Origin of the sequence: Dactylosporangium aurantiacum (genome assembly GCF_000716715.1) — a bacterium.
Taxonomy (GTDB): domain Bacteria; phylum Actinomycetota; class Actinomycetes; order Mycobacteriales; family Micromonosporaceae; genus Dactylosporangium; species Dactylosporangium aurantiacum.
In genome coordinates, this window is the sequence record NZ_JNYJ01000024.1 from 212,063 (window position 1) to 230,517 (window position 18,455).

An 18,455-nucleotide genomic window follows, 5' to 3' on the forward strand; every position below is an offset into this window, starting at 1 on the left:
GGCCCGGCCCGCGGATGGGCCGGGCCGTCGCTGTGTGCTCAGAGCGTGGTGACGGTCCAGAGGTTGTTCGTGTTGGTGTTGGGCGCCCACATGCCGACGGTGGAGCCGGCCGTGGCGTTGCCCATCCCGTCCAGGGCAAGGCCGGTGCCGCGGTTGATGATCTGCGTCCGGCCGCTGCCGGTGTCGTTGAGGCGCCACTGCTGGTTGTTGCCGCCGTTCCAGGCCGCCTGCCGGCAGACGGACCCGTTGGCCGTCGCGCCCCAGCTGTCCAGGACCATCCCGTTGGTGCGGTTGACGACGCGGTACCAGCCGCTGCCGACGTCGACCAGCTGCCACTGCAGGTTGGTGCTGCCGTCCCAGTTCCACTGCTTCAGGTTGGCGCCGGAGGCGACGTTGCCGCCGCTGTCGAGGACCAGGCCGGTCGTGACGTTGCCGATCCGCACGTACCCCGACTGCTGCGGCGGCTGCGCCTGACCGACGATGCGGTAGGTGCGCCCGGACAGGCCGGGCAGCGCGATGGCGTCGCTCTCGGGCTTGGTGACGGTGACGGTGGCGCCGCTGGTCGTGTCGGTCACCGTGAACGAGCCGGTGAGGAACCGGCCGCGCACCTTGACGGTGCCGTCACGGTCGAATCGGACGGTGGCCTCGTCGGGCTGCCCGCCGCCCCACTTCGCGCCGACGGTGTAGCCGCCGCGCCCGCGCAGCCCCTGCACCTGCCCGCTCGGCCAGGCCGACGGCAGGGCCGGCAGCACGTGCAGCTCGCCGTTGTGGCTCTGCAGCAGCATCTCGGCGATACCGGAGGTCGCGCCGAAGTTGCCGTCGATCTGGAACGGCGGGTGCAGGTCGAACATGTTCGGCGCGAGCCGCGCGGTCGTGACGAGCAGGCGGATGAGGTCGTGCGCGCGGGTGCCCTCCTCCATCCGCGCCCAGTAGTTGATCTTCCAGGCGAGTGACCAGCCGGTGCCGTCGTCGCCGCGCAGCTCGAGCGTGCGGCGGGCCGCCGTGTACAGCGTCGGCGTGCCGCGCTTGGTGATCTGGTTGCTCGGGTGCAGCCCGTACAGGTGCGAGATGTGCCGGTGGGTGCGCTCGGTCTCGACCCAGTCGTACAGCCACTCCTGGATGTTGCCGCGGGAGCCGACCTTCATCGGGGCCAGCCGGTCGCGGGTGGCCAGGACCCTGGTGCGGAAGTCGGCGTCGACGCCGAGCACCTGGGCGGCCTGCGCGACGCCGTTGAACAGGTCGCGCAGGATCTGGTTGTCCATGGTCGGCCCGGCGCACACGCTGACGCCGGAGTGGTGCGCCAGCTCCGGGGAGTTGGACGGGTTGGTGACCAGGTACCCCAGGGACGGCTCCTGCACGAGCGTGTCGAGGAAGAACTGCGCCGCGCCCTTCATCGCCGGGTAGTTGGCCTGCAGGAACGTGATGTCGCCGGTGAACTGGTAGTGGTCCCAGATCATGGACGCCAGCCAGGCGCCGCCGGTCTGCCACATGCCCCACAGCGCGCCGTCGACCACCGACGAGCCGCGCCAGGCGTCGGTGTTGTGGTGCGTCACCCAGCCGCCGGCGCCGTACTGCACCTGGGCCGTGCGGGCGCCGGTGACGGCGAGCTCCCGGATCATGCCGAACACCGGCTCGTAGCACTCGGCCAGGTTCGTGGTGTCCGCGGGCCAGTAGTTCATCGGCAGGTTGGCGTTGAGGGTGTACTTGGAGTCCCACGACGGGCTGAGCGAGTCGTTCCAGATGCCCTGCAGGTTCGCCGGCTGGGTGCCCGGCCGCGAGGACGAGATCAGCAGGTACCGGCCGAACTGGAACAGCAGCACCGAGAACTGCGGGTCGCTGGTGCTGGCGTGCTGCGCGATGCGCACGTCGGTGGGCTGGTCGGCGGCGGCGGTGCGGCCGAGGTCCAGCGTCGTGCGGCCGAACAGCCGCTGGTAGTCCGCGACGTGCCGGGCGCGCAGGTCGTCCCAGGTGCGGGCGGCCGCCGCGGTGAGGTACCCGCGGGCCTTGCCCTGGTAGTCGCCGCTGGTGTCGCGGTAGTTGACGTAGCTGGTGCCGATGGAGATGAGCAGGGTCACGCTGTTGGCCGAGCGGACCTGCAGCGTGCCGCCGGAGCTGCTGACGGTGCCGCCGTCGGCGATCACCCGGGCCAGGCCGTAGAACTTGACCTTGCCGGCCAGCCCCCGCTGGTCGCCGGAGATCCCGTCGATCGCGGCGGTCGAGCCGTCCGGGCTGGACAGCGTGGTGCGCTGCGGGCTGTCGAACTTGGCGGAGAACGTGAGCTGCCCGGTCCGGTCCGCGGTCAGCCGCACCGCGATCACCTGGTCCGGGGCGCTGGCGATCACCTCGCGCCGGAACCGGACCCCGTTCTGCAGGTAGCTCACCCCGGCGACGGCCGTGCTCAGGTCCAGCCACCGCGAGTAGTCCGAGACCCCGCTGCTACCGGCCGCGAACGTCAGCCGCAGGTTGCCGGCGATCTGGTACGCCAGCTGCGCCGACGGGATGCCCAGCATGTTCTGGTCGATGAGCGTCTGCGCCTGGCTCCACTGCCCGGCGAACACCTGCTGCCGGATCTGCGCGAGGGCCCCGGCGCCGCGGGGGTTGCTCTGGTCGTAGGGGCCGCCGGCCCAGATGGTGTCCTCGTTGAGCTGCAGCCGCTCCACGTCGACGGTGCCGAACACCATGGCGCCGAGGCGCCCGTTGCCGATCGGCAGGGCGCGCAGCCAGTCGGTGCCGGCGGACTGCGTGTACCAGAGCGCGAGCCCGTTCGCGGCGCCCACCTCCGGCGGTGCGGCGGCCGAGGCCGGCGACGCCGACCAGGCGAGGGGCAGCAGCGCCGCGCCGGCACCGGCGGCGCCGGCCTTCAGCACCCGCCTTCGGGTCAGGTCGGACGTCGGCGCTTGCGATACAGGATTGTCGTTGCCGGCTTGCACAGGGGCTCCTTCGCCGTGGCGGGTTTCGGATACCGCCGCCCTGTGAGCGCTCACAATTTGCTGCGCATGCGAGGTGTGTCATTTTCGGCGGAGCGTGAGCGGGCGGCGGGAACGCTCGCCGTCTATGTTCGCCGAACATTTCACAACATTCAACGCAGCATTTTCGGTTATGCCTCCGGACGGGCCGGAGTCGGCCCTTCCGACAGGCACCCAGGTTTGTTAGTGTTCCTTCCGAACCCGGGAGGGACTATGCCAGCACCGCACCCCCGCCTGCTCGGCGAGCTCGCCGCCGAGTTCGCCGGCACGATGGTCATCATGCTGTTCGGCCTGGCCGCGGTGGCGCAGGTCGCGGCCGCCGGCATCGGCGACCACGACTCCATCGTCTGGGCCTGGGGCCTGGCCGTGGTCCTCGGCATCCACGTCGCCGGCCGCATCAGCGGCGCCCACCTCAACCCCGCCGTCACCGTCGCGCTCGCGGCGTTCCGGGGCTTCCCGTGGCGCAAGGTCGCGCCGTACACGATCGCCCAGCTCCTCGGCGCGTTCGTCGGCGCCCTGCTGGTGCGCTGGAACTTCACCGAGGTCCTGCACGCCGCCGACCCCGGCCTCACCATCAAGACCCAGGGCGTCTTCTCCACCCTGCCCGGCAACGGCACCCTGCCGGTCGGCGAGTGGGGCGCCCTGCGCGACCAGATCCTCGGCACCGCCATCCTGCTGTTCCTGCTCCTCGCCATCACCGACGCCACCGGCACTCCCCCGGCCACCGGCCTCGCCCCGTTCGTCGTCGGCCTGCTCGTCGTGGCCATCGGCCTGGCCTGGGGCACGAACGCCGGCTACGCCATCAACCCGGCGCGCGACCTCGGCCCGCGGCTGGCCAGTTTCCTCACCGGGTACGGCGGCGCGTTCCGCGACCAGACCGGGTACCTGTACTTCTGGATCCCGATCGCCGGACCGGTCATCGGCGGCCTGGCCGGCGCCGGCCTGTACGAGGCGCTCATCGGCCGCTTCCTGCGCGCCACCGCGCACGCCGAGGCGACCCTGCCGGCCGTCGACCGGATCACCGGCCGCGTGCGGGGCTGAGCCGCCGGCCCACGACGCCCGCGGCGGTACCGCCGGAAAAACTCGGAACATTCGCGGGCCGGGGATGTCGAGAACGGCGACCCCGCCGCGTCCCCGGGAGGCGAGCGGCCACGGTGGCGGCTCGACCGAGGAGGGACGCCCGATGGAACCGACCGAGATCAGCGAGATCCTGGACCGGCCGCTGAGCCGGGAGCTGCTGGCCCGGGACCTGACCCGGCTGGCGTACGTGGCGAAGGACGGCACGCCGCGCACCGTGCCGATCGCGTTCACCTGGAACGGGACGCAGATCGTCATGTGCACCGCGAAGAACGCGCCCAAGCTGCCGTCGCTGCGGCGCAACCCGATGGTCGCGCTGACGATCGACACCGAGGTGCACCCGCCGAAGATCCTGCTCATCAGGGGACGCGCCGAGCTGGACGTGGTCGACGGGATCCCGGAGGAGTTCCTGCGGATGAACGGCACGTACACGATGACGGCGCAGCAGCGGGTGGAGTGGGAGGCCGAGGTGCGCGACCTGTACGACGGCATGGTCCGCATCGTGGTGACGCCGACCTGGGTCAAGCTCATCGACTTCGAGCAGACCCTGCCCTCCGCGGTCGAGGAGCTGGCCCGCCGGCGCGAGGAACGCCGCGCCGCGGCGGTGCGGAACAATCGTGTCGCGTGATGTCGAGAACGGCGACCCGGCTCCGTCCCCGCACCGAACACGGCGAGAATGGCCGTACCGCACGAGGAGCACACCATGGCCAAGTACCTGCTGCTGAAGCACTACCGCGGCGCGCCGGCGCCGGTGAACGACGTCCCGATGGAGCAGTGGACGCCGGAGGAGGTCTCCGCGCACATCACGTACATGCGCGACTTCACGGCGCGGCTGGAGGACAGCGGCGAGTTCGTGGACGGCCAGGCGCTGCTGGCGGAGGGCACGTTCGTCCGGTACGACGGTGAGGGCCGCCCGCCGGTGACCGACGGGCCGTTCGCCGAGACGAAGGACCTGATCGCGGGCTGGATCATCATCGACGTGGACAGCTACGAGCGGGCCCTGGAGCTGGCCGCCGAGCTGTCCGCGGCGCCGGGCGCCGGCGGCCGGCCCATCCACGAGTGGCTGGAGCTGCGCCCGATCATGACGTCGCTGCCCACGATCACGCAGTGACGTCCGGTGGATGAGTCCGTGCTGCGGTCCCTGACCCCCACGGTGATCGGGATCCTCGTCCGCCGCGGAGCTGACTTCGCGGCGGCCGAGGACGCCGTGCAGGACGCGCTCGTCGAGGCGGTCCGGGTGTGGCCGGCCGACCCGCCGCGGGACCCCAAGGGCTGGCTCATCACGGTGGCCTGGCGCAAGTTCCTCGACGCCACCCGCGCCGACGCCGCCCGGCGCCGGCGGGAGGAGATCGTCGAGCCGGATCCGGGCCCGGCCGAGGTCGCCGACGACACGCTGCAGCTGTACTTCCTGTGCGCGCACCCGTCGCTGACCCCGGCCTCGGCGGTCGCGTTGACGTTGCGCGCGGTCGGTGGGCTCACCACGCGGCAGATCGCGCAGGCGTACCTGGTGCCGGAGGCGACGATGGCGCAGCGGATCAGCCGGGCGAAGCGCACCGTGTCCGGGGTGCGGCTCAACCAGCCGGGCGACGTCGGCACCGTGCTGCGGGTGCTGTACCTGGTGTTCAACGAGGGGTACTCCGGCGACGTCGACCTCGCCGCCGAGGCGGTCCGGCTCACCCGCCAGCTCGCGGCGCGGGTCAAGCACGAGGAGGTCGCCGGGCTGCTCGCGCTGATGCTGCTGCACCACGCCCGGCGGCCCGCGCGTACCGGCGCCGACGGCCGGCTCGTGCCGCTCGCCGAGCAGGACCGCGGCCGGTGGGACACCCGCCTGATCGCCGAGGGCGTCGACATCCTGCAGGCGGCGCTGGCCCGGGACCGGCTCGGCGAGTTCCAGGCGCAGGCCGCGATCGCCGCGCTGCACGCCGACGCCCGCACCGCCGCTGAGACCGACTGGGTGCAGATCGTCGAGTGGTACGACGAGCTGCTCCGCCTTACCGACAACCCCGTTGCCCGGCTGAACCGCGCCGTCGCGCTCGGCGAGGCCGACGGCGCCCGCGCCGGCCTGGCCGCCCTGGCCGGGCTGGACCCGGGGCTGCCCCGGTACCAGGCGGCCGCGGCCTACCTGCACGAACGCGCGGGCGAGCCGGCGACCGCGGCGCGGCTGTACGCGGAGGCGGCCCGGTCCGCGGTCAACCTCGCCGAGCGCGACCACCTGACCCGCCAGGCGGCCCGGCTCAACGCGCGGCTGCGCGGCTGAGCCGGGCGGTGCGTGCTCAGCCGGCGGGCGCCGGCGAGAACGGGCGGACACCGACGCGCTCGGTCTCGGTGATCACGTCCCACAGGATGCGCGGCGCCTGGGTGCCCTGCACGGTCCTGACCGTCTTGCGGAAGCCGCCGCGGTAGGTGACGGTGACGCGGTAGGCGTAGCGGTCGCAGCAGGGGTTCCTCGGCTGGTACGAGCTGCGCAGCCAGCGGAACTTCCAACTGCCGGCCATCCGCAGCGCGGGCCGGCCGCCGACCGTCGTGCGGTCGACCACGAACGACGTCCGCTCCCCCGCGAAGCCACCCGAACGGTCCAGCACGATCTTCGTCGCCTGGCCGAACGGGACGGGCGCGGCGTCCGCGGCGGCCGCGGGTGTCGCGGGCGTGAGCGCGGCGATGCCGCAGACCGCGACCAGTGTCACGATGCCCTTGCGTGCGATGGCGTGTCCCATGATGTCCCCCGTGTCCGGCGTCGCCGTCGACGCCTCCCTCACTCAAGGACACCACGCGACTACTTCCCGATATGCCGGATGTGTCGGAAATAGACCTTCCGGGCCAGGGTGACGCCTGCCCGGCGGAGCCAGCCCCGGCCGTTCAGGCGGCGCCGCGCAGGTGACCCTCCACCCAGGCCCGTAGCCGCTCCTCGTCGCGGACCGTGAACCGCCCGGCCAGCTGCGCGAACACCACGTATCCGAGCAGCGCCACACCCGTCGCCAGCGCCAGGACGGCATAGGCGGCCCGCCCGCCAGCTCGCACCCATCGGACCGTGCCCGCAGCACGGGGCCGAACGTGTCGAACCTGCCGGTCGTCGACCGGCCTCGCCGCCCGCGCGGTCGGGCTCGTCGGCGACTATCGGGGCACCCGGCGCTGGCACCGCCCGCAGCGGGTGGCGCTGGCCGTTGCCGAAGCGGCCACCCGGGGCAGCGGCCGTTTTCCGAGGCGGCCGCCCGGGCGGCGGGCTCAGGCGCGTTCCGGCGGCCGCTCCGTCGACAGCATCCGCGTCTCGACCGGTTCCGGCTCGCGCGCCACGGGGACGGCCGGCTCCGGATCCCGTTCGTACGCCGGGGGCGGCTCCTCGACCGTCGCCGGTTCGACCGCCGAGCCCAGCACCGTCAACAACATCGGCGCCAGGAGGGAGCGCACGATGAACGCGTCGATGAGGATGCCCACGGACAGGGCGAACGCCAGCTCCCGGAACGGTCGCAGCGGCACCAGCGCCAGCAGGCCCAGGCTGACCGCGAGGGTGAACGCGGCGGTACGGATGGCGTGCGCGGACTGCGGCAGCGTGATGGCGAGTGCCTCGCGCAGCGGGCGGCCGCGCGCCTCGCGCCAGGCGGGGCCGATGCCGAAGATGTTGTAGTCGGAGCCGAGCGCGACGAGCAGCACGGCGGCCGCGAACGGGACGTAGAACGTGAGGCCGTCGTTGCCGTAGAAGTCCTGGAACACCCAGGTCGTCAGGCCCAGGGTGGCGCCGATCGCCAGGACGCTGCAGGCGAGCAGCCCGAGCGGGGCGATGAACGCGCGCAGGAACAGCATGAGGAACACGAGGTTGGCGATGAGCGCGGCGACGGCGATGCGGCCGAGGTCGTGCACGGTCTGGTCGACGATGACCTTGGCGATGGCGGTGTCGCCGCCGAGGCTGGTCTGCGCGTCGCCGAGGCCGGCGTTTTGCACCAGGCCCGGCAGCTGACGCTCCAGGCGGGTCAGGGTCTGCACGGCGGTGCCGCCGAGCGGTTCGTCGGACAGGATCAGCAGGTAGCGCACGGCGGTGCCGTCGGCCGCGCGGAACAGCTCCAGGCCCGGCGGCAGGGCCCCGGTGCCGGGCCCGAGGACGCCGGCGATGCCGGGCACCTGGGTCAGCTCCTGCTGCAGCCGGGCCAGCTCCGCCTGGCGGCCGGCGATGCCGGAGCCCTGCACCAGCAGCTCGGTCGGGGACAGGATGCCGTCGGCGAAGCCGGTCTCGGCCTGCGCCGCGGCGGTGCGCGCCGGGTGGTTGGTCGGCAGCGCCTCGACGAACGACACGCCGAGGCGCAGGTGCAGCGCCGGCGAGGCCATCGTGATCAGGGCGGCGACGAGCAGCAGGAACATCGGCGCGGCGAACCAGCGGCGGGTCAGCAGCCAGGTCCAGCCGGTCCGCCGACCGGCGGACAGCTCGGTCACCGCGACCGGCCGCTGCCGCCGGTGCCGGCGCGACGGCCAGAACGCGGCGCCGCCGAAGATGGCCAGCAGCGCCGGGACCAGCGTCACCGCGACGAGCATGCCGATGAGGATCGCCAGGGCCATGCCCGGTCCGAACGCCCGGAACGCCGGCGAGTCGGCCACGAGCAGCGCGGCGGTGCCGGCGGCGGCGGTCGCCCCGGCGGTCGCGATGATCGGGGTGAACCGTGCGGTGGCCTGCCGGGCCGCGTCCAGCCGGGTCGTGCCGGATTCCAGCAGGTTGCGTACGGCGGCCAAGTAGAACACGACGTAGTCCGTGACGACGCCGAGCAGCAGCGCCACCAGCAGCGGCTGGGTTTCCTGCGGCACCGGCACCCCGAGCCGGTCGGCGACCGCGCCGCCGATGTGCAGGGTCAGCAGGATCGCGATCCCGGCGACGCCGAGGGCCAGCAGCGGCGCGAGCAGCGACCGGAACACCACGGCGATGATCAGGAACACCGCGATGACGGTGATCAGCTCCAGCCGCGGCACGGAGTCCAGCACGAGGCGGGTCTGCTCGACCCGCGCGGGCACCGACCCGGTGATGCCGACCACGGCGTCGGACGCGTCGTAGTGCTTCGCCACGAACTGCTCCGCCGCCTCCTGCTGCCCCGCGAACGTCACGCTCGGGTCGGTGAACAGCAGCGTCACGATCGTCGTGCCGTCCTCGGTGGAGCCGGGGAACAGCCCGAGGGTGTTCATCACCGGTACCGCCGCCACGATCGGCTTGGCGTCCGGGTAGGTGCCGTCGCTGACCGCCTTGGCCCTCGCCACCGCCTTGGTCTGCGTTTCCGTCGACAGCCCGGCCGGGTTGCGCTGCACGACCGCGACCCGGCTCAGCACCGGGAACCCGAACTTCTGCACGGACTGCAGCTCGCTGCGCACCGCCGGGTTGTCCGCGGAGATCAGCTGCTCCAGGTCGTTGCCGCCGGTGCCGTACGCCGGCACGAACGTGTACACGGCCGCTGCCGCGGCCACCCAGAACGCCACCACCAGCCAGCGCAGCCAGACGACGGCACGGGCGTACCACTGCAGCAGCAGGCTCGGGTGCCACCGGCTCCGGGGTGGGGTCTCAGGTTCAGTCACCGGTCGCGCTCCGATCGTGTGTCCCGTGTGGCACGCGATTACCCGGCCGCGCGGGCACGGAAACGGACCGGCACCCGTCCGGTGGCGACGGACCCGCCCCACAGTCCGGCCCCCGGCGCGGACCGGCGTCACAGTCCGGCTCCCGCCGGCGCGGACCGGCGTCACAGTCCGGCGACGAAGAGCAGACCCGCGGTGATCAGTCCCGCTTCGACGAACCTGACGAACACGCGGTCGCTGATCCGCCCGACGATCTTCCTGCCGACCCACGCCCCGGCCAGGGTCGCCGGGGTCAGCGCGGCGCCGTAGCGCAGCACCGGGCCGGTGAGCAGGTCGCCGGCGCCGTAGGCGGTGAGCTTCGACAGGTGCAGGGTCAGCGCGCTGACGGCCTCGGTGCCGATGTACGCGGCGCGGGTCAGGCCGTACGCGAGGAAGAACGGCGCGGTCAGTGGGCCGGTCGAGCCCAGCAGGGCCGACCCGAGCCCGGACGCCGCGCCGACCGCGGTGAACGTGCGCTCCGCCGGCTTGCGCGGGTGCGGGTTGCGCCGGCGCCAGAGCACCACGCCGATCAGGAAGACGCCGAGGAGCCGCTTGAGCGGGCCGAGCGGGGCGTGCGCCAGCAGCAGCCCGCCGGCGACCGCGCACGGCACCGCGCCGGCGGCGAACCAGCCGACCAGCGGCCAGTGCAGCTCGCGGCGGTTGAGCCAGGCGCGGGAGGCGTTGCTGCCCAGCTGCGCCAGGGTCAGCATCGGCACCGCCGCCCGCAGCCCGAACAGCGCCGTGAACACGGGCAGCAGCAGCACCCCGCCGCCGAACCCGGCGACCGCGGACAGCACCGCCAGCGCGAACGCCGCCGCCGACGCGACCAGCACCGCCGCCCAGCCGGTCACCGGGTCGAGGACCACCAGGTCGCGGGCGCGGCGGCGGTGAAGCCGATCGACTCGTACAGCGGCCGCCCGAGCCGGGACGCGGTGAGCGTGACCGGCACGCCGGTCAGGTGCGCGAGCGAGCCGAGCATGACTGCCCGGCCCACACCGCGGGAGCGGAACCGGGACGGGGTGCCGACCCAGTAGTGGCTGCCGTACCCGCTGTCGAGGACGGTGACGCACGCCCCGGCGACCTCGCCGTCGAGCTCGGCGACGAACACGTCGACGCCGGGCTGCTCGACCAGCGCCGCCGGGAACAGCTCGCCACCGCGGTGCGGCTCGAACCTGCCCAGCTCGAACCCCTCGATCACGGCCCGCTCGGCGGCGTGCAGGTCCTGCGTGCCGCGCGCCCGGCGCACGGGCATCGCCGGCGCGGCGACCGGGCCCGGCGGGCGCAGCATGACCGGCATCTGCCAGGTGCGCATGCCGAGGTGGGTCAGGTCGGCGGCGCTGAACGGGTCCTCGATGTCGACCGGTCCCGTGGCGCCCGCCGCCAGGTCGGTGATCTCGGCGATCACGTCGGCGCCGAGGTCGGGCTCCTGGATGAGGATGCGCAGCCCGGCCCGCTCGTCCCCGGCGACGGCGAGGTACCCGGGCCGCCGCAGCACCTCATGGCCGCGGGCCCGGCCGGTCGCGGCCCAGAACGCGGCCGAGTTGCGCGCCTGCCGCAGCGGCGCCTCGCCGAGCTGGCTGTCGGTCGTCTCGATCGTCATGCCCCGCCTCCCCCGTCGACTGCTCCCGTGATCATGCCTGAACGGGCGGACGGCCGCGGCCCCGTCCCTCATGGGTGGGGATGGCGGGCGAGGTAGTCCTGCAGCTCGCGGTGGCGGAACTGGTACCCGCCGCCGGCGATGCGGACGAGTCCCGCGTGGTAGCACCAGTTGAGGAACCGGCCGAGCCGCCACGGCAGTGGCCGGCCGGAACGGGATCGGGTGAGCAGCAGCAGGGCGAGGTAGCGGGTGCCCGCGAGCGCGCCCGTGAGGCCGGCCGTGATCCCGGCCCCGAGCCAGAGCGCGAACCAGAAGGCGGGCCGTCCCTGCAGCCCGCTCGTGCGCCAGTTCGTGAGTCCGAACGCGAGCACGACGGCGACGCCGGCCGCGAGCCCGACCGTGAGGTCGTTGCGGATGACTGCCCGGGGCTCCCGGACCCCTACCGTTCCGAAGCTGGTCAGGCCACCCAGGAGGCCGGCCGCGAGCCCGACCGCGAGCCCGCCCGTGACCCCGACCGCGAGCCAGAACGCAAACCCGAGAATGGCCCCGAACACGAACCCGAACACCAGCCCGAGCCCGAGCCCGAACACCGCCCCGAGCCCGAGCCAGGCCACGAACCGGCGGCCTCCCGCCGCGGTGCGAAGTTGGGTCAGGTCCGCCCGGCTCGGCTGGGGCCAGACGTGGGACCACGACAGGTACGCGGTCCACAGCACGCCGAAGGCGATCGACGAGGCGCCGAGGACCTGGTTCGCGGCGAACCCGACGGGCACCTGGGTGAGCATGATCGGCGCGACGACGGCCCATGGGAGTGCCAGCAGGAGCAGCGCGGCCATCCGGGGGCGGCGGGCGCCGGCGAGAGGCCACAGTTCGTGCAGGACGAGGTCGGTGCCGGACAGGGTGCGACCGCCGAGGCGGCGCAGGTGCCGGGTGTTGTCGTCCAGGTACGCGGCGAGCACGCCGAGCCACCGGTGCACCTGCGCGGGCGGATGACCGGCCGGCCGCTGGGTGGTGAGGGTCGCGGGGATGAACAGCGACAGCAGGTGGTCCCGGATCTCGTCGGCGGTGGTCAGCCCCGGCCCGGCCAGGTCGGCCGGGTCGCGCAGGAACGCCCCGGTGCCGGGGTGTCGTTGCTCGTAGACGACCGTGACCAGGGTCAGCCGCCACGGGGTGGACAACGCCACCGCGAGGGGGTGCGCCGGCTGGTGGTCGAGGACGTCCAGCACCGGTTGCCAGCGGTGCAGGTCGAGGACCCGGTCGGTGAGGAAGGCGCGGGCCTGGACCGGGTCGACGGGGCGCAGCTCGATGTGCGCCGCGTCCTGGGCCCACACCCGGGCGGCCTCCAGGGCCTGGTACTGGCCGGTGCGGCAGGTCAGGACCAGTTCGGCCTTGGCGCGGCGCTGCTGGTAGGTGTTGAGGGCCTCGACGGCCCGGGCGGCGCGGGAGTCGTAGCCGGGGCTGGCGTCGGCGTCCATCTCGTCGAGGCCGTCGATGACGGGCAGGATCCTCTGCCCGGCCACCAGCGCCTCGGCCGAGGCCGGGGACAGGTCGAAGGTGGTGACCAGGTGGTTGACCAGCCACTGCTGGACGGGTTCGGCGGTGTCGGTGCTCCAGGTGGCCGCGGACAGCCGCACCGGAACCGGGTCGTCGGCGCCGCGGGTCTCCAGCAGCCCGAGGATGATCTCGATGGCGAGCAGGGTCTTGCCGGAGCCGGGCGCCCCGGTGATCACCATGCGGCGGGGATGGAGCCGCCGGTAGTAGTGGACGACGTCGGCGAGGCGCCCCTGCGGGTCGGCGTTGTGCGCGTCGTGGGCGGGTGCCGGGCGGAAGTCGAACCGGACGTCGATCGGTTTGTCGTGGCGGCCCAGCAGCTGCGCCCGGGCGGTCTCCTCACCGTCGCGGACCGCGTCGACGAGCCGGGCGACCAGGTCGGCGACCGCGGTCTCCTGCCACCGCCAGGCCCGCACCCCCTGGTACAGCGACCATATGGTGCCGGCCAGCCCGGTCAGGGCGAGGGCGGCGCTGACCCGGTCGACCCCGTCGGCGGGGATGCCGCCCAGCAGCGGCCGGCCCATGACCGCGGCGATGGTCATGCACAGCGCGGCCACCGCCGCGTAGCCGAGCGCCCGGGCACGTCGGGACCGCCCGCTCAGCACCGACCCGCCCCGGACCGGACAGCTGCGTGGCACGTGATCGGCATGGATGCAGACCGTACCCATCCGGTCGACGATGAGCTATCCGCTGGCCGGACCTTTCAGCCGAGCAGCGCCTCGAGCTGTGGGAGCCGGCCGAACATGTCGGGCAGGCCGCGCACGCCGTTGCGCGCCGACTCGTGCGACAGCGCGAGGTCGGGGCCGGTGCCCGCCTCGGTACCGGCGAGGCAGCGCAGGATGTTCCATCTCGTGAACCCGAGCCAGCCGCCGATCATGAACACGAACCAGCTCGGGCCCGGCGGCGGCAGCGCCGCGCCCCCGGCAACGTAGCCGTCGAGGACCGCGCGAAAGATGGCGGGCCTGACGTCGTCGAAACCGGGCCCCTTCGCGATGCTCAGCGCGGTCGAGCCGAGCTCACCGGACAGGTCGAGCGGCCCCGACAGCTCCCAGTCGAGCAGCACCGGACGACCGTCGCGGGCGAGCAGGTTCCACGGCTGGACGTCGCGGTGGGTCAGCACGACGGGGCCCGGCCGTTCGCAGGCGTCGACGAAGTGGGCGATCGCGAGGAACCTGTCGACGTTGGCGGCGAGCTCGCCGGCCCACGGCTGTCCGGTCGCCAGCGCCCGTCGGGCGAGCTCGGGCCAGTCCCGTGGGGTCGGCTCCTCGGCCGGCTCATGGGTCCATTCGACGTCGAGCGCGTGGAGGCGCGCGAGGATCCCGCCGAGCTCGAAGGCGTACGCCACCGGCACGGGCGCCTCGGGGAGCTTCTCGCCCTCGACCCACCGGTGGACGAGGGCGCGCGGGCCGGCCGAGATCGGCTCGGGCATCGGGACACCGGCGGCGAACGCCGCCCGCTCGAACCTGAACACGTCCTGCACGTGGTACGGCGAGCGGCGGTCGGCGAGGTTCAGCTCCTTGACCGCGAACGACCCCTGGTCGGTGTCGAGCCGGTACATCCGGTTGGCGAACCCGCCGTGGACGCGGACCAGGGGGCCGGTCGGCACGCCGAGGTGCGAAAGGTCGGTCACCTCCGGAATCTAGGTCTCCGCGGTTCCCGGCCGCACCGCGATTTCGCCGAACGCCCGCAGCAGTGCCGCGAGGCCGCCCTCGCGGGTGACGGCGGTGCCCACGCCGACCGCGACCGCGCCCGCCGCCAGGAACGACCCGGCGTTGCCGGCGTCGATGCCGCCCGTGGCGACGAAGCGGGCCTCGGGGAACGGGCCACGCAGCTCGCGCAGCCAGCCGGGGCCCAGTGAGCCGGCCGGGAACGCCTTCAGCCACGTGCAGCCGGCGGTCAGGGCGTGGTGGACGTCGGTGGCGGTGGCGACGCCGGGCAGGTGCGGCAGGCCGGCGGCGTGGCTGGCGCCGGCCACGGCGGCGTCGAAGCCCGGGGCGACGGTGAACGCGGCGCCGGCCGCGGCGGCGACGGCGACCTGCTCGACGGTGCGGACGGTGCCCGCGCCGACGGGCGTGCCGCGGGACGCGAGGTCCCGCAGCACGTCGACGGCGTCCGGGGTCTGGATGGGGACCTCGACGACGCCGAGGCCGCTGGCGTGCACGGCGTCCGCCAGCGGCACGGCCCGCGCGAGGGGCACCCCGCGCAGGATCGCCAGCAGCGGACGACCGCGCAGCAGCTCGTCGAAGGTCACAGGCGTTCGATCCAGAACTGGACGGACGTGGGCGGCAGGGTGAGGGTGAGCACCGGACCGGTCTTGTCGGTGAGATTGGTGTTGCGGGCGGCGGGCGTGTACTGCTGGCCCTGGAAGGCACGCACGCTGCCGGTGTCGACGGTGTAGGTGACCGTGGACAGGCTGCGGTTCGTCATGGCGAAGACGAGCTTGCCCTGCGGGGTCTTCCAGGCCATGATGCGCTGCTCGGTGCGGCGGGTGCCCTCCTCGACGTGGTAGCGCACCGAGTTCCACGGCAGGTACTTGACGAAGCCGTGGATGCCGTTGAAGTTGCGCGGGTTGTAGTCCCAGTGCCCCTTGGCGATGTTCGGGTACTTGGTGAAGTCGTCGTCGTCATAGGGGCGCCAGAAGCCGAGCGAGTAGCCCGACGCCTCGGCGTTGTAGGTGGGCTTGAGGGCGTGCAGCCAGAACCAGGTCGGCGAGTTCTGGAACGTCATCCAGTTCATGATGGACTGGGCGGTGTTGACCATCTTCCAGTCGCTGGTCGGCACCTGGTACTCGAACTCGTTGCTGAACACGGGCTTGCCGGCGGCGTCGCTGGTGTAGTTGTTCTGCAGCTGGTCGTTGCTGTCGCTGCCGATGCGGTGGAACGACCAGCCGTCCACCTGCGCCAGGGCGGCGGCGTCGCCGCGGATGAGGGCGCCGCCGCGGCCGCGCTGGCCGTTCTCGGCGTCGGCGTGGATGAAGATGCCGGGGAACTCGGCGCGGACCTTCGGGGCGATGGCCTTGAACGCCTTGTAGTACTGGTCGTTGGTGTACGAGCAGCACGAGTACGCGACGTGGTCGATGGACGGCTCGTTCTGCAGGCTGAACATCGTCACCGGTACGCCGTTGTCGCGCAGGTACACCAGGTCGCGGACGATGGCGTCGCCGTACTGGTCGAGCCAGCCGGGGTCGGTGGAGGCGATGGTGCCGCCGATGTAGCTGCCGTTGGACTTCCAGCCGGGCGCCGGTGACCAGTACTCGGCCGACACGCCCTCGATGCCGGACTGGGCGATGAGCTCGGCCAGCTCGGCCAGCTGGGTGGGCCAGCGGCCGATGATCTGCTTCTGGGTGCTGTCCAGGCCGCGCAGGTACAGGCCGAGCGCGAGCCGCAGGTAGCGGAAGCCCCGGTCGTCGCGGATCTTCAGCAGGTCGCGGTACATGCGCGTGCGTTCGGTCGCCACGAGGTCGTGCGGGACGGAGGTGGTGGCGGTCGGCAGGCCGTTGTTGCCGGAGCCGATCGAGTCGGACTGGATCTCGACGCCGAGCCCGAGGATGGTCTGGCGGGGCTGGTCGTGGCGGATGACGTAGTCGGCGGCGGCCGCGGCGGACGGGGCGGGTCGGACGCCGGCGCCGACGAGGGCGCCGGCGGCACCGGCCCCGGTGGCGGCGAGGGCGGTGCGGCGGGTAAGGGGCATCAGGACTCCTCTGGTGGGGCCTCCGTGAGCGGCGGGAGGCCGAGGCGGGCACGTGGTCCGGGTCTGAGCAGGGCGGCGGCCTGCACGGCGGTGGCGCCGCCGTCCAGGACGATCTCGGTGCCGGTGAGCAGCGCGGCGCCGGATGAGACGGCGAACGCGACGGCGGCGGCGACGTCCGCCGGCTCGCCGGGGTGCTGGGTCTCGCCGAGGCGGGCCAGGTCCGCCGGGTCGGTGACCCGGGTCATGGTGTCGGGGGTGCGGACCCAGCCGGGGCTGATGGTGACGGCGCGGATGCCGTGGCGGCCGTAGTCGACGGCGAGCTGCCGGGTGAACGCGGCCAGGCCGGCCTTCGCGGCGGCGTAGGCGGGGTAGCCGGGGGCGAACGCCCGGCCGTGGACGGAGCCGATGGTGACGATCACGCCCCGCCCGGCGGCCATCATGCCGGGCAGCGCGTGTTTGGCGCAGAGGAACGCGGAGGTGAGGTTGGCGTCCAGCACGGCCCGCCAGTCGGCCAGGCTGGTCTCGTGGGCGGGCGCGCCGGCGGTGACGCCGGCGCAGGTGACGAGCGCGCCGACGGTGCCGAGGTCGCGGAACGCGGCGGCCACGGCGGTCTCGTCGGTGAGGTCGGCGTCGGCGCGGTCGAGCCCGGCCACCTGCCAGCCGTCGGCGCGCAGCCGGGCCGCGACGGCCGATCCGATGCCGCCGGCCGCGCCGGTGACGACCGCGAGGCCGGGTGTGTCAGGCACGGAACACCTCGTAGCGGGCGACCAGGTCCTCGTCGATGGTGACGCCGAGGCCGGGCGCATCGGGCACGACGAGCGCCCCGTCCACGAGGGACGGTGGCGCGGCGAGGTCGTCGCGCAGCGGGTTCGGCAGCCGGTTGTACTCGTAGATCGGCACGTTCGGGGTGGCGGCGGCGAACTGCAGCGCGGCGGCGAGCCCGATGGCGGAGCCGACGCCGTGCGGTGAGACGTCGACGTGGAACGCGGAGCACAGCGCCGCGATCCGCCGGGCCTCCGTGATACCGCCGGCGCGGGTGAGGTTGGGCATGACGACGTCGGCGGCGCGGGCGAGGAGAAAGTCGCGGTAGCCGTACCGGATGAACTCGCTCTCGCCGGTGACGACCGGGATCCGCACGGCGGCGCGGACCTCGGCGAGCCCCGCGACGTCGTCGGTCGCCAGGGGCTCTTCCAGCCAGCGCACCCCGAGGTGGTCGAGGGCGTGGCCGAGGCGGATCGCGGTCTTCACGTCGTAGGCGCAGTTGAGGTCGACGTGCAGCGCGGCCCGCCCGTCGATGGCGCCGGCGACCGCGGCGGCGTGCGCGAGGTCGGTCGCCTCGCCGCGGCCGAGCTTGAGCTTGACCGCGTGGAAGCCGTCGTCCACGAAGGACAGTGCACGGTGGACGGACTCCTCCGGGCTGGGCAGGAACGGGACCGGTGAGGCGTAGACGGGCACGGCGGTGCGGACCGGGCCGCCGAGGAGCCGGTGGACCGGCTGCCCGGCGGCCTTGCCGCGCAGGTCCCACAGGGCGAGGTCGATCCCGCTGATCGCCTCCAGGTAGAACCCGCCGGTGCGGCCGGCGCCGGCCTGCGCCTGGAACATCAGCTCCCACAACGCCTCCGACGCCCCGGCGTCCCGGCCGACCAGCATCGGGGCGAGCAGCCGCCCGACGACGGTCGCGGTGACCCGCGGCTCGGGCAGCCCGTACGCCTCGCCGATGCCCTCCACACCGTCAACTGTTCGGATCCGGATGAGGGTGGTGTACTGGCCGAGGCGGGGCAGCACGCGGTGGCTGGACGCCGGGGTCAGCAGCCAGGACGGGACCGCTTCGAGGCTGCCGTACAGCTGCTCGAACGGCGCGGCCAGGGCGATGGCCTCGACGGAGGCGATGGTGAGGTTCATTTGATGAGGGCGTTCATCCGGTCGCGGGCGGAGGTGAGGGCTTCTTTCGGGTTCTTTTTGCCGATGAGGATGGATTGGACTTCTTCGGCGAGGAC

General features: G+C 73.4%; 16 protein-coding genes. 4 read left to right on the forward strand and 12 right to left on the reverse strand.

Features of this window, described 5'->3' with window-relative positions; translation table 11 throughout:
* Window positions 1-38: 38 nt before the first annotated feature.
* Window positions 39-2,930, reverse strand: coding sequence for a glycosyl hydrolase family 95 catalytic domain-containing protein (locus OP18_RS26960; RefSeq protein ID WP_245635529.1), 2,892 nt, complete (start codon window positions 2,928-2,930; stop codon window positions 39-41).
* A 249-nt stretch (window positions 2,931-3,179) separates the two neighbouring features.
* Here OP18_RS26960 and OP18_RS26965 point away from each other — a divergent pair, with 249 nt between their 5' ends.
* The 4 genes from OP18_RS26965 to OP18_RS26980 all read left to right on the forward strand — a co-directional run bounded on the left by OP18_RS26965 (window position 3,180) and on the right by OP18_RS26980 (window position 6,300).
* Window positions 3,180-4,007: an MIP/aquaporin family protein gene (locus OP18_RS26965; protein WP_033361791.1), complete on the forward strand. Its 828-nt coding sequence runs from the start codon at window positions 3,180-3,182 to the stop codon at window positions 4,005-4,007.
* 142 nt (window positions 4,008-4,149) lie between these two features.
* Window positions 4,150-4,671, forward strand: coding sequence for a pyridoxamine 5'-phosphate oxidase family protein (locus OP18_RS26970; protein ID WP_033361792.1), 522 nt, complete (start codon window positions 4,150-4,152; stop codon window positions 4,669-4,671).
* Window positions 4,672-4,746: 75 nt separating this feature from the next.
* Window positions 4,747-5,154, forward strand: a complete 408-nt coding sequence (locus OP18_RS26975) for a YciI family protein (RefSeq protein ID WP_033361871.1) — start codon at window positions 4,747-4,749, stop codon at window positions 5,152-5,154.
* A 6-nt stretch (window positions 5,155-5,160) separates the two neighbouring features.
* Entirely contained in the window at window positions 5,161-6,300 is a 1,140-nt protein-coding gene (locus OP18_RS26980) for an RNA polymerase sigma factor (protein WP_033361793.1), read from the forward strand.
* Between the two features lie 16 nt (window positions 6,301-6,316).
* Here OP18_RS26980 and OP18_RS26985 read toward each other — a convergent pair whose 3' ends face one another.
* The 11 genes from OP18_RS26985 to OP18_RS27030 all read right to left on the reverse strand — a co-directional run bounded on the left by OP18_RS26985 (window position 6,317) and on the right by OP18_RS27030 (window position 18,360).
* Window positions 6,317-6,757, reverse strand: coding sequence for a hypothetical protein (locus tag OP18_RS26985; RefSeq protein ID WP_033361794.1), 441 nt, complete (start codon window positions 6,755-6,757; stop codon window positions 6,317-6,319).
* Between the two features lie 142 nt (window positions 6,758-6,899).
* The gene (locus tag OP18_RS57595; RefSeq protein ID WP_156089811.1) at window positions 6,900-7,061 is read right to left on the reverse strand and encodes a hypothetical protein; all 162 of its coding nucleotides are present in this window, start codon (window positions 7,059-7,061) and stop codon (window positions 6,900-6,902) included.
* Window positions 7,062-7,265: 204 nt separating this feature from the next.
* Window positions 7,266-9,587: an MMPL family transporter gene (locus tag OP18_RS26990; RefSeq protein ID WP_052387396.1), complete on the reverse strand. Its 2,322-nt coding sequence runs from the start codon at window positions 9,585-9,587 to the stop codon at window positions 7,266-7,268.
* Window positions 9,588-9,748: 161 nt separating this feature from the next.
* Window positions 9,749-10,474: a sulfite exporter TauE/SafE family protein gene (locus tag OP18_RS26995; protein WP_033361873.1), complete on the reverse strand. Its 726-nt coding sequence runs from the start codon at window positions 10,472-10,474 to the stop codon at window positions 9,749-9,751.
* Window positions 10,471-11,223, reverse strand: coding sequence for a GNAT family N-acetyltransferase (locus OP18_RS27000; protein WP_033361795.1), 753 nt, complete (start codon window positions 11,221-11,223; stop codon window positions 10,471-10,473). The genes OP18_RS26995 and OP18_RS27000 overlap by 4 nt, the downstream gene beginning before the upstream one ends.
* Before the next feature lie 68 nt (window positions 11,224-11,291).
* Entirely contained in the window at window positions 11,292-13,406 is a 2,115-nt protein-coding gene (locus tag OP18_RS61950) for an NACHT domain-containing protein (RefSeq protein WP_211273684.1), read from the reverse strand.
* 65 nt (window positions 13,407-13,471) lie between these two features.
* A complete protein-coding gene (locus tag OP18_RS27010) occupies window positions 13,472-14,398 on the reverse strand; it encodes a phosphotransferase family protein (protein ID WP_211273685.1) in 927 nt (308 codons plus the stop codon).
* Window positions 14,399-14,407: 9 nt separating this feature from the next.
* The gene (locus OP18_RS27015) at window positions 14,408-15,019 is read right to left on the reverse strand and encodes a bifunctional 4-hydroxy-2-oxoglutarate aldolase/2-dehydro-3-deoxy-phosphogluconate aldolase (protein WP_052387397.1); all 612 of its coding nucleotides are present in this window, start codon (window positions 15,017-15,019) and stop codon (window positions 14,408-14,410) included.
* Entirely contained in the window at window positions 15,016-16,458 is a 1,443-nt protein-coding gene (locus tag OP18_RS27020) for a glycoside hydrolase (RefSeq protein WP_033361798.1), read from the reverse strand. Before OP18_RS27020 ends, OP18_RS27015 begins: the two co-directional genes overlap by 4 nt.
* A complete protein-coding gene (locus OP18_RS27025) occupies window positions 16,458-17,204 on the reverse strand; it encodes an SDR family NAD(P)-dependent oxidoreductase (protein WP_052387398.1) in 747 nt (248 codons plus the stop codon). The genes OP18_RS27020 and OP18_RS27025 overlap by 1 nt, the downstream gene beginning before the upstream one ends.
* Window positions 17,197-18,360: a mandelate racemase/muconate lactonizing enzyme family protein gene (locus tag OP18_RS27030; RefSeq protein WP_052387399.1), complete on the reverse strand. Its 1,164-nt coding sequence runs from the start codon at window positions 18,358-18,360 to the stop codon at window positions 17,197-17,199. The genes OP18_RS27025 and OP18_RS27030 overlap by 8 nt, the downstream gene beginning before the upstream one ends.
* Window positions 18,361-18,455: the final 95 nt, after the last annotated feature.

What these genes read in the sequence shown, in the direction of transcription:
- OP18_RS26965 (WP_033361791.1), top strand. Translation starts at nt 3,180, where the DNA reads ATGCCAGCACCGCACCCCCGCCTGCTCGGCGAGCTCGCCGCCGAGTTC.
- OP18_RS26985 (WP_033361794.1), bottom strand. Translation starts at nt 6,757, where the DNA reads ATGGGACACGCCATCGCACGCAAGGGCATCGTGACACTGGTCGCGGTC.
- OP18_RS27020 (WP_033361798.1), bottom strand. Translation starts at nt 16,458, where the DNA reads ATGCCCCTTACCCGCCGCACCGCCCTCGCCGCCACCGGGGCCGGTGCC.
- OP18_RS26975 (WP_033361871.1), top strand. Translation starts at nt 4,747, where the DNA reads ATGGCCAAGTACCTGCTGCTGAAGCACTACCGCGGCGCGCCGGCGCCG.
- OP18_RS27030 (WP_052387399.1), bottom strand. Translation starts at nt 18,360, where the DNA reads ATGAACCTCACCATCGCCTCCGTCGAGGCCATCGCCCTGGCCGCGCCG.
- OP18_RS26970 (WP_033361792.1), top strand. Translation starts at nt 4,150, where the DNA reads ATGGAACCGACCGAGATCAGCGAGATCCTGGACCGGCCGCTGAGCCGG.
- OP18_RS27000 (WP_033361795.1), bottom strand. Translation starts at nt 11,223, where the DNA reads ATGACGATCGAGACGACCGACAGCCAGCTCGGCGAGGCGCCGCTGCGG.